This is a genomic window from Mesorhizobium sp. WSM4809, assembly GCF_055811655.1.
In genome coordinates this window covers 501,737-514,788 of the sequence record NZ_JBVVQW010000004.1, presented here as the reverse complement: position 1 = coordinate 514,788, position 13,052 = coordinate 501,737, and the positions used below count along the sequence as shown (strand labels likewise).

At 62.5% G+C, this 13,052-nt stretch carries 6 protein-coding genes; 4 read left to right on the top strand and 2 right to left on the bottom strand.

What is annotated here, in order from left to right; all coding sequences use genetic code 11:
• Nucleotides 1-169 precede the first annotated feature (169 nt).
• The 4 genes from AC0L24_RS13630 (at nt 170) to AC0L24_RS13615 (ending at nt 10,766) form a co-directional block, all read left to right on the top strand.
• The gene (locus tag AC0L24_RS13630) at nt 170-2,824 is read left to right on the top strand and encodes a PD-(D/E)XK nuclease family protein (protein ID WP_473563806.1); all 2,655 of its coding nucleotides are present in this window, start codon (nt 170-172) and stop codon (nt 2,822-2,824) included.
• A complete protein-coding gene (locus AC0L24_RS13625) occupies nt 2,824-6,213 on the top strand; it encodes a UvrD-helicase domain-containing protein (protein WP_473563805.1) in 3,390 nt (1,129 codons plus the stop codon). Before AC0L24_RS13630 ends, AC0L24_RS13625 begins: the two co-directional genes overlap by 1 nt.
• A gap of 285 nt (nt 6,214-6,498) precedes the next feature.
• Nucleotides 6,499-7,485: a hypothetical protein gene (locus tag AC0L24_RS13620; RefSeq protein ID WP_473563804.1), complete on the top strand. Its 987-nt coding sequence runs from the start codon at nt 6,499-6,501 to the stop codon at nt 7,483-7,485.
• A 317-nt stretch (nt 7,486-7,802) separates the two neighbouring features.
• Complete coding sequence (locus AC0L24_RS13615; protein ID WP_473563803.1) at nt 7,803-10,766, top strand: Eco57I restriction-modification methylase domain-containing protein; 2,964 nt, start codon at nt 7,803-7,805, stop codon at nt 10,764-10,766.
• A 144-nt stretch (nt 10,767-10,910) separates the two neighbouring features.
• Here AC0L24_RS13615 and scpB read toward each other — a convergent pair whose 3' ends face one another.
• Together scpB and AC0L24_RS13605 are read right to left on the bottom strand one after the other, a co-directional pair.
• The gene (gene scpB / locus AC0L24_RS13610) at nt 10,911-11,621 is read right to left on the bottom strand and encodes an SMC-Scp complex subunit ScpB (protein WP_473563802.1); all 711 of its coding nucleotides are present in this window, start codon (nt 11,619-11,621) and stop codon (nt 10,911-10,913) included.
• A 2-nt stretch (nt 11,622-11,623) separates the two neighbouring features.
• Nucleotides 11,624-12,577 (bottom strand): DUF1403 family protein, encoded by a 954-nt coding sequence (locus tag AC0L24_RS13605; RefSeq protein WP_473563801.1) that lies wholly within the window; start codon nt 12,575-12,577, stop codon nt 11,624-11,626.
• Nucleotides 12,578-13,052 lie beyond the last annotated feature (475 nt).

The following is a 13,052-nucleotide window of genomic DNA, read 5'->3' as shown; positions in this document are numbered from 1 at the left end:
CGGAATTCTAGTGTTTGCCTGCTATAGATAGCCTTCATGAACGGGTTTGACAGACTTCTCACAAAATAGCGCGTCAGAAAATATCGCAACGCAACAGTCACGCGCGAGGCGGCGCCGGCCCTGGGCCGGCGCCCGAATGAGAACTGACTCGAAAGGAGGCGACCCCCCAATGGCCATCTCGGGCCGATCCACCCTCGTCGTTCACGGCCGCCTCGCCATGCGGGAAGGCCGCCTGGCGGCGGCGCGCGACCGCCGACATGGCCTGCAGGTCATGTCGTTCGAGCAGGCGGCGGTGCGGCTCGCCGGAGGTTTCGTCCGGCCGATTGATGATGAAAGCCTAAGCGCCGCGATCCAGGCCGTCTTGCCGGCAACGCCAATGGGCGAACTGGAGAGCATCAAATCGCTGCCCGGCATGATCGACGCAGTTGCAGGTACCCTGCACAAGGCGTGGCGCGCGGGCATGGACCTAGCTGCGCGAGCGGTCGATCATCCGCGCCTGGAGGCCATCGCACGCCTGGAAGCTGCGGTCCTCGACCAGCTTCCCGCCGGCATGATGCGCCCTGTCGACATCGTCGCCGCGGCGACCGGCCGTGTCGGCCATGCGCCGGCTATCATCGGTCCGATGGAAATCATCGGCCTGACCGAACTCTCGCCCTGCTGGAGGCCGTTGCTCCGAGCCCTCACCGCGCAGATCCCGGTGCAGTGGACGGCCGGCCCTAGGAGCGCTCCCGCGTGGCTGGAAGGCACCGGCGTTGCCGTTTCACGCGCGTCGGCGCAAACGCCGGAGATCAGTGCTGTGAGCGCGGCGACGGCTTATCACGAGGCCATCGAAGCGATGCGCTGGGCGCGGCGCCTGCTCGCTTCTGGCGTGTCGCCATCCGAGATCGCCATCGCGACCACGTCTCCCGCCGAGTATGACGATCATTTCCTGGCCCTGCGCGCCGACGCCAATATCGACCTGCATTTCGTCCACGGCGTCCGAACCGTGACCACCCGCGAGGGGCAGGCGGCTGCGGCGCTGGCCGACATCGTCGTTCGCGGATTGTCGCAGTCGCGCCTACGGCGCCTCGCGGCACTGTGCCGGGACACGGGCCCTTTCGAGGTGCTGCCTGAAGGCTGGCTGCGCGTCCTGCCGGCAGATGCCCCGCTCTCGACGACCGGCGCCTGGAACCGCTTGCTGGCCCGGCTGACGCCGGAAGACTGGCCCGGCGGCACGGACCATGCCGCGGCGCTGCGCACAGCGGTCGAGACGTTGGCAAAAGGACCGGACGCCGCCAGCGAGATCGGTGACGTCTTCCTCAAGGGCCGCGCGCTCGCAATATGGCGCAAGGCGTTGCTCGCCGGCCCCGCCGCCTCGATCGACGCGACACTGCAGACATTGAAACGGGACGACGGACTGGAAGCGTGCGTTTCTGTCGCCTGGATGCCGGCCAGTGCGCTCGCGGCGTCGCCCCGCCGCTTCATTCGGCTCCTCGGGCTCAATTCCTCGCGCTGGCCGCGAGGGCTTGCCGAGGACCGGCTGATCCCGGACCACATCATCCCGACCTCCGTGCTCGATCCGCTTCCGGTGAATCTCGCCGACCGCCGCGACTTCGAGACGATCCTCGCAACGACGGCTGCTGAAGTCGTCCTCTCTCGTGCCCGGCGCGACAGCGACGGGCGCCTCCTGGGACGCAGCCCGCTGCTCGCTGGACATGGCGATGAAACCTACCTTCGCCGCAACGCGACGCCGGTTCATGCCTTCAGTGAGACCGACCGCCTCATGGCCCGGCCTCAGGAGTTCGCCGCCGATCCGCAATCTATCGGCGCACAAGGCTGCTGGCGCGACTGGCGGCAGTCCCAGATCACCCCCCATGACGGGCTCGTGCGCGCGGACCATCCGCTGGTGCTCGCCATCCTTGGTCGCACCCAGTCGGCCAGCTCGCTTCGCCGCCTGCTGCGCAATCCTCTCAGCTTCGTGTGGGTCTATGCGTTCGGATGGCGCGAACCGCACAGCACCGCCGAACCGCTCGTGCTCGACGCGCTCGGGACCGGTGATCTTGTCCACATGGTTCTCGACCGTGCGCTGAGGGACCTCGAAGCCGGAGACGGACTCGCATCCGCCGGTGCGGAGACCGTCGAAGCGGCGGTGGCCCGTGCCGCGCAAGCGGTCGCCGCCGATTGGGAAAGCTCGCGGCCGCTTCCTCCCGCCGTCATCTGGGGCCGCAGTCTCGAGGATGCCCGCGTGATGGCTGGCCGAGCCCTGTCCTATGGCGACGATGTCTTGCCCGGCGCGCGCTCTTATGGGGAAGTCCCCTTCGGCGGCTCGGCACCAAAATCCGACGCAAAGACGCCGTGGGATGCGAGCGCGCCCGTCACGATCCCCGAGACCGGCTTCAACATCGCCGGCTATATCGACCGGCTCGACATCTCGGGCGACGGTAAGCGCGCGCTTGTCCGCGATTACAAGACCGGCCGCCCGCCGCGGGGTGACATCCGGCTCAACGGCGGTCGCGAGCTTCAGCGCTGCCTCTACGCGTTCGCCGTAAAGGCGCTCCTCGGCGACGACGTCGCCATCAGCGCCTCGCTGCTCTACCCGCGCGAGCCCGTCGATCTGCAGCTCGACGATCCCGAGGCCGTGCTCGCGGAGATTACGGGCTATCTCAGCGCGGCAAGGACCAGTCTTGCTGGAGGTGCGGCCCTGCAAGGCCCCGACACCGGGGGCGATTATGACGACCTCGCCTTCGCCTTACCGGCCAATGCCAGCGCCACCTATTACAAACGCAAGATGGCCGCCGCGACAGAACGGCTTGGCGAAGTCGCTCAGGTCTGGGAGGTGGAATAATGAGCAAGTTGTCCAAGAAGCTGAAGGATGACGGCGCGCGCCGCGATGCGATCAGCCTTCATGATCGTTCGATCCTGGTCGAGGCCGGCGCGGGTTCGGGCAAGACAGCCGTCATGGCCGGCCGCATCGCCGCCATGCTCGCAGAGGGCGTCTCGCCGCGTTCCATCGCCGCCGTCACCTTCACCGAACTCGCCGCGAGTGAGCTGCTGTCGCGTGTCCGTGAGTTCGTCGCCGACCTCTCGGCTGGCAAGATCGCGACAGAACTGCGCGTGGCGCTGCCCGATGGGCTGACCCAGGCCCAACGCGACAATCTCGCTGCAGCCAGCGCCGCGATCGACGAAATCACCTGTTCCACCATCCACGGCTTCTGCCAGCGTCTGATCAAGCCCTATCCAGCGGAGGCCGACATCGATCCCGGCGCCAGCGTCATGGATCGCAACCAGGCCGATCTCACCTTCTTCGAAATTGTCGACGGTTGGCTGCGCGAGAGCCTGTCCGGCAGCCAGGGCGGCGTTCTTGCCGAGATGGTGTTGCACAGCCCCGGTGAAACCGTGGCGCTCCTCCACAAGATCGCCGAGAATCTGCGCCGCCGCCGCACGCTCATGGCTCCGCCCGTCTCGCAGCTTGACGACCATCTGCAGGCGTTCCGGCGGGCCGCGGCGGATTTCGCGGGTTTCATGGGCGCCACGTCGGCGGCCGAGCCGGAAACGGTAGTGATCGTCGAGCGGCTGACCGAGATGGCAACCGCCTTGGCAAGCGGTTCCGATCCCGCAACGCCCATGGGCCTCGTCCGGCTCCTGACCTCGCGTCCACACCCGGGCCTGTGCACCAAGGCTGGTGCCTTCGCCTCCTACCGGAAGAAGGGCAAATGGCTCGCCGCGGCAAAGCAGGCTGGTCTCTCCAAGGCCGACGGCGACCGGCTGAACAACGCCGCCGACGCCCATTACACCGGATGCTGCGACGCCTGGGTTTCGCTTCTTCAGGCTGCGGCAGGTCAGGGTCTGAAGGCGCTGATCGAAGAAGCGCGTCCGATCCTGCAGCGCTATCGCGACCACAAGCGTGCAAGCGCCCAACTCGACTTTGACGATCTGATTTTCGCCGCGCGCGATTTGCTGCGCGATCATGACGCCGTACGCCGCGCACTGGGCCAGCGTTTCGCCCATGTGCTCGTCGATGAGTTCCAGGACACCGATCCACTGCAAACCGAGATCTTCTGGCGGCTGTGCGGCGAGCCCGATCGCGATGACGACTGGACGCGGTTCCGAATCCGGCCGGGAGCGCTCTTCCTGGTCGGCGATCCCAAACAGGCGATCTATCGCTTCCGGGGCGCCGATGTTGGTGCTTATGTGCAGGCACGCAACGCCTTCCGCGCCCAGGACCCCGACAGCCTCCTGTCGATCTCTACCAATTTCCGCTCCTGTGCCTCGATCCTCACCTTCGTCAACGAGCGCTTCGAGGCCGTGCTCTCGGCTGAAGGGCAGCCAGGCTTCTCCGCCCTGGACCCGTTCCACGACGATCGCGACGGCCTGTGCGTGGCGGCCCTCGACATCGCGGTCGCCGACGAAAACGGCAAGGCCGGCCCCGAGCAGCAGCGTGACGCGGAGGCCGACGCCATCGCCGATCTCTGCGCCCGGCTGATCGACAGCTACGCCATCATCGACAGGCGCAGTGGAGCGGAACGCCCTTGCCAGCCGGGCGACATCGCCTTGCTGGCGCCGACTGGCAAGGATCTGTGGCGCTATGAGGAAGCCTTGGAACGCCGCGGCATTCCGGTGGCGACGCAGGCCGGCAAGGGACTGTTTCGCCGCCAGGAAGTTCAGGACCTGATCGCACTGACGCGCGTCCTCGCCGATCGTCGCGACACACTCGCGCTGGGCGCCCTGTTGCGCGGACCCCTGGTCGGCCTCACGGAAGAAGAGCTGCTGGACGTCGTTTGGGGACTGCCGCGCTCCGAGGAAGAACCTGCTCGGATTCCGCGCCTCGACCTTGGCGTCGATCCTGCTGCCATCGGGCACCCGCTCGCACGCGAGATCATCGAGAGACTGCAATCCCTCTACCGGCGCGGCAACAGCACGACACCGCACGAGCTGCTCTCTCAGGCCGTGGATGTGATGCGCGTACGCCCTCTCCTGCTTGAGCGCCACCGTGGTCAGGCCGAGCGCGCTCTGGCCAATGTCGATCTCTATCTCAGCCTGTCGACCGGCTACGCTGTGCGCGGCCTCCGCGCCTTCGCCGAGGCGATGACGGCAGCTTGGGCCGACGAGGCGCGCGCCGTCGAGGGCCGGCCCGACGCACAGGAAGAAGCCGTCGCGCTCTTCACCATGCACGCGGCCAAGGGGCTCGAATGGCCGATCGTTATTCCGGTCAACACCATGACCGGCGTCATGGCGCCCGACAGCGCGATCACCGACCGCCAAACGGACACCTTCTATTGCCCGGTCTTGGGCGTCGCGCCGGACGGTTACGAAGCCGTGCGGCAGACTGAGAAAGACGAGCTGGATCGGGAGCGCATACGGCTCTGGTACGTGGCCGCCACGCGCGCCCGCGAACTTGTCGTCCTGCCCCGGCTCGACACAACGCCGTCGAAGTCCGCGTGGATCGGTCTCGTAGATCTGTCGCTGGCCGAACTCCCCGGCCTGGATCTCTCGCATCTGCCCGCCGACGTCGCGACGGCTGGCATCGGGGCGGCCAATACCCAGACTCGCGCGATCTTCGCCACGGAAGCCGAAGCCATTGCCGCGCGGCAGGCGCGACTGATCTGGCTTGCGCCCAGCCGCGATGAGAACGCCGCGGGAGCCGTGCTGCAGGAAGAAGAGGCCAGGATCTGGACCGGATCGGCTGATGGCCAGCCACCCGAACTGGAAGCCGCTGTTCTGGTTCAGGGAGGCCGCGAACGCGGACTGATCCTACACAAGCTCATGGAAGAGGTGCTGACCGGCGAAACCCATGAGGCCGAGGCCGCCCTTGCCGAACGGGCCGCCGAACTCATCCGTGCCCTCGGCCGGACCCCGGTCGCCGATCCGGTTACAGGACTGTCGGCCGACGAGCTGGCGGGCTGTGTTGTCCGGACCCTGGCACTACCCGCCATCGTGGTCTTACGGCCGGATCTCCTGGCCGAGTTTCCCGTCTATGCCGCGTATGCGGCCGACGGGGCGGAAACGGCAACGGCCGGGATCTCGGACGCCCTAACTCTGACGTCTGAAGGCCGTCCCGTCGTCATCGTGGATTGGAAGAGCGATGTGGCGCCCGATCCCCAGACACTCGACCACTACCGCGCGCAGGTTCGGGCCTATCTCGACATGACCGGAGCCGAGCGCGGTCTGATCGTGCTGATGACCACAGGTGCGGTGATCGGTGTCGGGCCGATAGCCCAGCCGATGGCGGCCTGATCGGAGGGACTGTGCATGCCATCAGCGTCTAGCGACGGTCGACGCATATGGGCTTGCCGCCGCTTCGGCGATCTGATGGCCTCCTCTCGGTTTTTTCTGGCGAATGCAAAGGCTCAATACCGGCTGCCGTGATCTCACTGATTGGCTGAGTTCTGTCGCAGATCCCCACGACGGCGGACTTGAAAAGCAACAGATACATTAGCATGAATTGATTGGTTGGCTAAACCAGGCCTCAGTACGCCGTCGGTAAAAGGCATGAAGACTGGGTATATTTGGGGGAGCGATTTGGCAGGCAAAATCTATGTCATCATGACGGGGAACGAAAACAGCCTTTGGTCTCGGTGCCTCAGCGAGAGCCTCGTAGCCCTCGAATTTGGCAAGACCTATTTTGATCCATGGCGCGCAGAAGACCACGATAGCTATCTGGAGGTTACGAAAGCTGACGCCGCCAAAGACGACTCAGAGGCCGACGTCAAAGGTCGGGCGACGCTCTGGTTCAATCGAGGTAACGACCTGACGCGCAGCGAAGGCGATTTCTGGCTCCACAGAGACAAGAACAGCGATAGTCTCTATTGGGCCCAGACGACGAGTGCCGATCCGGTTTTTGATCACTCCGATCCCGACAGCGTTATGCTCGCGAAGCCCGTCACCAAGTGGTCCCGCCATGACAAGAAAAAAAAGCCGTTGTCATGGAAGACGATCCATCCCATCGCGAAGGACTATATCTCCTCAATGGCAGCCATGTTCAGCGTCGCCAATGCGGATATGAAAGGCTATGTACAGGCGCTCATCGACGGAGGTGACCTGACTCCGTGGCATTCGCGCCCAAAGTGGGAAGAACGCCTCGGCGCGCACAAAGGGAAGACCCTCGGATCGAGCGTGTCGCTGCATGAGCTCACTCTCGCAAACCTCATGCTCTCGATCACGGGCGCCGTTGCGAATTCGAATGGCCAGAAGGTCTTCAAAACCTTGAAGAACAAGGAACTCCTTTGTTCCGAGGCCGAGATGAAGGCTCATCTTGCCAACCTCTACGAGGAGCAGAAGGGGAAATGCGCCATCACCGGCCTTACGATGCATCTGCATGGGCAGGACGATTGCGATAGCGATATGCTCGTTTCTCCGGACCGGATTGACAGCTACGGCCACTATTCGATCGGCAATGTTCAGCTCGTCTGCCGTTTCGTAAATTTCTGGAAGATGGCCCAGGATAATAACCGCTTTGCCGAACTTCTGGACCGTGTGGTGGCCAACCGGCTCGCAGATTCGTTGTAGCCGCGCGCATCGACCCCTCCTGTCTCCCACGTTCAAGATGACAAGGCGCTGTTCATTATCGTTCCGCAGGAAGTGACCGTCGAAAGTAGCCAAGCGTTGGTTTCCGACGTCGAAAATTGGACGATCACAAAGGGATTTCGAGATTTGGTACGACCTTCAAAACGTAGCAGGCATCTCCTCTCGACGCAGCGGCGTCAGACGGGCATTCTTGTGAATGTTCATACCCTGAGAATCACTGAAATTTTGGCAACCTCAGCTTTCTCGGTCGGAGCCGAATGGACAACCTCCTGAAAGCTCACAGCTAGGTCGTAAGCCGCATGCAGATTCCAGACAAGGTTCTCGAACTGATCGAACGTTTCCACCAGCACGAAGACGCGTATACCAGTCACCGGTACAACGAGGCTCAGACCCGACAGGAATTTATCGATCCTCTATTTGAGCATCTCGGTTGGGATATGGGCAACCTGCAGGGATTTGCAGAAGCTTACAAGGATGTGGTGCACGAGGACGCCATCAAGGTCGGCGGATTGCACAAGGCACCCGATTACAGCTTCCGTGTCGGCGGCGTCAGAAAGTTCTTCCTTGAAGCGAAAAAGCCCTCCGCCTCGATCAAGGACGACGCGCAGGCGGCATTCCAACTTCGTCGATACGGCTGGTCGGCGAAGCTTGGTCTATCTCTGTTGACAAATTTCCGGGAGATTGCTGTTTACGACTGCCGGGTCCAACCGACGAAGACTGACAAGGCTTCGACGGCACGTGTCAAGCTGATACGCTTTGATGAACTGCCGGAGAGATGGGAAGAACTCGCCGCCATCTTTTCGAAGCAAGCTGTTTACAAAGGCTCGTTCGACGCGTTCGATACCGGAAAGGTCGGAAAAAAGAAGGGTACGACCGAAGTCGACGCCGCATTTCTTGATGAGATTGAGCGCTGGCGTGACGAACTGGCCCGCAATCTCGCTTTGCGCAACAACGCCCTGAATGCCCGCGATCTCAACTATGCGGTCCAGGTCACGATCGATCGAATCGTATTTCTTCGAATCTGTGAGGATCGAGGGATTGAGCGCTATGGACGGCTCAGAGATGCCGCCGCCAAGAAGAACGTTTACAGCGAGCTCCTCGACCTGTTCCGGGAAGCTGACGCGCGATACAACTCGGGGCTGTTTCACTTCAAGCGTGAAAAGGATGTCATAGAACTACCTGATACGCTGACACCATCTCTTTCAATCGACGATAAATTGCTCAAGGGGATAATCAGAGACCTTTACTATCCCGACTGTCCCTACGAATTCTCGATGGTGCCGAGTGAGATTCTCGGCCAAGTTTACGAGCAATTCCTCGGCCGCGTGATCCGCATTACAGGGCGCCGCCGCGCGGTTGTCGAGGAAAAGCCGGAAGTCAAGAAGGCCGGGGGCGTCTACTACACGCCGGCGTATATCGTCGACTACATTACTCAGCAGACGATCGGGGAGCTGGTTCGCGGCAAATCACCCGCAGATGTGAGCAAGCTGCGCGTCGTTGATCCGGCCTGCGGGTCAGGGTCTTTCCTGTTGGGCGCCTATCAATTTCTGCTGGATTGGCACCTCAAATGGTATGTTTCCAATTCGCCGGAGAAGCACAAAAAGGCGCTATATAAGTCTGCGTCTGGCGCTTGGAAACTCAGCATTGATGAGAGGAAGCGTATCCTCCTGGGTAACATCTATGGTGTCGATATTGACCGCCAGGCTGTCGAGGTCACCAAGCTATCGCTGCTGTTGAAGGTACTCGAAGACGAAACCGGTGACACGCTAAAGCGGCAGTACGAGCTGTTCCGACAAAGGGCACTGCCTGATCTGAGCGCCAACATACGCTGTGGAAACTCCCTAATTGGGCCGGATTTCAGGACGACGGTGCAGCTCGACCTGCTCAACGACGATCAGCTGACCGACGTCAACGTTTTCGACTGGCACCAAGCCTTCCCGAAGGTGTTCGCCGACGGTGGCTTCTCTGCCGTGATTGGCAACCCACCTTATGTAAACGCGTGGACTCTGTTTGAGTCGGCACCCCACATCCGCGACTACATTAATTCTTCCACGCTCTTTGAGTCAGCGGATCGGCATTGGGATCTCTACGTCCTGTTCATTGAAAAGGCGTTGGAGATCTGTCGACCGAACGCGCTGATTGGAATGATCATTCCCTACTCATATGCTATCCAAAAATACGCGGTGCTATCACGAAAGCATCTTCTAACTCGAACAGAAATTCGACGGGTCGCAGACCTGCGAACGGTCAAGGTCTTCGGCAAAGTACCAGTGATCACGATGATCCCGATCGTGCAGAAGAGGACGCCTAGGCTGCGGCACGTCATTCAGATTGATGGACCGTCTGATGCCGCCACGACATATCACCCAGGTACAATACAGCCTGCGCACCAAGTCGCGCAGGCTCGATTGCAGACCCTGCCAGAGGCCATGCTCCGCATAGACTTCACCGAAGGGGTTGCGAGCTTGGTCGATAAGATCGGAAGGCTCAGCGTCCAGCTCGGCGAATTGACCCACGTGAACTACGGAGCTCAGATGTCGAGCAAACGGAAGGGTGGCTTCGGAAAGGAACATGTCCTGCGAAATACCCAGGCAACTGCGACCTGTCGCAGGACAGTCGGGGGGCGCGATCTCTATCGCTATCAGGCTACATGGAATGGAAAGTACGTCGAATGGGGACTGGCGCCCGAGATGTACGGCCCACGGGCACCCTGGTTCTTCGAGGGGCCCAAAATTATGATTCGGGACATCACCGGCACTCACCGCATTGAGGCCGCATTGGACCGGACTGGACTCTACTGCGATCACACCATTCTTTGCGCGCATCGGCTCGCCGACATTTCATCGACTAGAATTTATGACCAGAGTGAGATCGACACCTCCGCTCGCTATTCGCTCGCACTGCTTCAGGGTCTCGTGGCCAGCCGCTTGGTTTCCGCGTATTACTATTGGACTTTAACTGGGGAAGGCGTGCGCACCGGGGGCGGATTCCACACTTATCCGACAACGGTACGCGCTCTTCCAATTGCCTCGCTGAAACTCCTTGAGGAGCCAGCGAACGCAAGCACGGTCGCCGAAGTCGAGCGACTGGCGATGCGATTGGCGGAAACCGCAGCTGAGTTGACGAACGAAAAATCACCTTCGAGGCGAAACCAGCTCACAACTCGCTTCGATACAGACGACGCGCGCCTTGATGCATTGGTTTATAAGCTCTACGGACTGGGCAGGGACGAGATCAAGCTCATCGAGGCGGCGACCCCGTAGCGTCAACAAACCATCTGCGCAAAGCGCTCGGTCAATGATGGGCTCTGTCGCGGTTCACGATCCCGATGACCGGCTGCCGCGCGACCATTCGTCCTGGTCCTGAGTTATCGACTGTCTCTGTGGTCGCAACGCGACAACGCTCGCTCACGACACCCGGGCCTCAGCGACATCGTCCTCGCCCTCTCTGTCAGCCAAATCGGCTGGAATACCGCCGGCCAGCAGCTTCTCCTTCGACAGCAGCCCTGCGTCCTCGAGCGCCTCGAAGTCCGGCAGCTGGCGCAGCGTGTCGAGCCCGAACTGCGACAGAAAATTTTTGGTCGTCACATAGGTATAGGGCGCGCCCGGCTGCGGGCTGCGCGGCCCCGAGGCGATCAGCTCCTGCGCGCGCAGCACGCCGATCAAGTCGCGCGACACCTCCTTGCCGAAAAAGCTCGACAGCTCGCCACGCGTGATCGGCTGGAAATAGGCAATGCACATCAAAACCAGCGCCTCCGCCTGCGATAGTTCCTTTGCCTCTTTTGCCCCCTCGCCCGCTGCCGTGCCGAAGGCGGCGCGGATGGCGTCGCCAAAAACCTTTCTGGTCCGGTGCTGCCAGCCGCCGGCGACCGCGACCAGTTCATAGGGGCGGCCGGTGAGTTCGGCGCGGATGTCGTCGATGATCAGCTCGAGATTGCAATTCCTTCCCACCACCCGCGCGAGGACACTACGTGTCACCGGTTCATTTGCCGCAAAGATCACCGCTTCGACGCGGCCCATCCATTCGCGCCAGCGCAGCTCCGGCGGCAGGTGGTCCAGTTCCGTGTCGAGCAGCACAGGCTGTTCGTTCGGCTTGCGGCGGGCGGACGCTTCGCTCATCGCTACAGCCCAAACAGCCGAAAAGCGGTGCGGCCGGAGAGCTCGCGCACGGCATCCAATTGTAGTAGCCGGTCGAACAAGCGCCGCGCCGCAAAACGCGACAGGTTTTTGGTCGTCAGCGAGCCCGAAACGGCGTCGTCGTCGAGCAGTCTTTGGATCACATCGCCCGCCCCCTTTGCCCTGAGCTTCGGTGCGATGGCGATGAGCCTTTCGGCACGGCGCGACAACTCGGCGGCCAGCCGGCAGGACTCCACCGCCGCTTGAACCAGCGCAACACAGACCGCGCGCTCAAACCCTTTTTCGCCCGGCCGAATGCGCTTGCCGCCGCCGTCGGGGCGAAAAGCCGGACCAAAGGCCTGAGCCATCAGCAGCGGCAGCGACTGCGGCCAGCGCAGGCTGTGCGCCAGCACCAGATCGGCGAGCCACCAGGCAAAAAGCTCGCAGTTGGGGCGTACGGCGACGACGTGAGCGGCAATCGCCGCGGCGGCGAACGGCGCCGGCCGCTGCAACCCCGCCAGTTTCTCGATCTCCGTGCAAAGGTCGGCGAGCGCTGTAACGTCCCAGTGCAGCCCCAGCTGGTCGACGATCTTTTCGAGTCGATCAGCGCTGGTGGCGGGCGGCTGCACAGCCAACTGCCGCCAGCCGCCAAGGATGGCGCCGGCGGGACCGGGATCGGCTCCGGCCGGGCGCAGGTACCAGGCGTCGCGCAGGGCGGCTTCGTCCTCGGCGCGGCCGACCAGCCGCATGCTGGCTGCGGCGCATTTCAGCGCCAGCCGCTGCCGCCAGGCCCCGGCCCAGCTGGCCTGCGCGCGGGCCAATGTGTCCAGGGACGCCAGGGCGGCGCCGGCCCGGAAGGCGGCGTCGGTGTCGCTGAGGGTGCCAGCGCTTGCGAGCGCCCAGGCCGGGACAGCTGGCGGCGCTTTAGGGCTGGCGGTCGCGGGATCGAGACGAATCATGGTTTTGGAGGATAAAGTGGCTGTGCGCTTTGCGCCATCAGTTTTGCACCAAAACGCACAACCTGTCGGCAACCCATAACGAACGATAATGTTGCATTATCAGCCGTTTAACCCTACACTTTTCATTGCAACAAGTTAGACGGCTAAGACCGCTGCGGGCAACACCTAGACGACGGTTCGGTGTAGCCACTCACGTCAAATCCGGACAGTTCCGTCTTCTCGTCTCGACATCGCGGTCCCCGGATGATCACGGCGACCTGCTTCCGAGACACCTTTCGAAGAGGCCGAACTCGGATCACCAACTCTACTCCGCGTCATTAAACCCTCCGTCAACTGTGCAGCGGCCAGAAGCCGCCCCAGCCAAACCGTCACAGCGCCCGCCCAATCGAACCTGAATCATACCGGCCGGCGGACTTGCACGGGGTCGGCCAATTTTGCACGCGGCCAGTGGAGCAGGCGATGAAAGAGCACATGA

Bases quoted from the DNA above. Each gene is read 5' to 3' on its own strand.
- scpB (WP_473563802.1), bottom strand. From the start codon at position 11,621: ATGAGCGAAGCGTCCGCCCGCCGCAAGCCGAACGAACAGCCTGTGCTG.
- AC0L24_RS13605 (WP_473563801.1), bottom strand. From the start codon at position 12,577: ATGATTCGTCTCGATCCCGCGACCGCCAGCCCTAAAGCGCCGCCAGCT.
- AC0L24_RS13630 (WP_473563806.1), top strand. From the start codon at position 170: ATGGCCATCTCGGGCCGATCCACCCTCGTCGTTCACGGCCGCCTCGCC.
- AC0L24_RS13625 (WP_473563805.1), top strand. From the start codon at position 2,824: ATGAGCAAGTTGTCCAAGAAGCTGAAGGATGACGGCGCGCGCCGCGAT.
- AC0L24_RS13615 (WP_473563803.1), top strand. From the start codon at position 7,803: ATGCAGATTCCAGACAAGGTTCTCGAACTGATCGAACGTTTCCACCAG.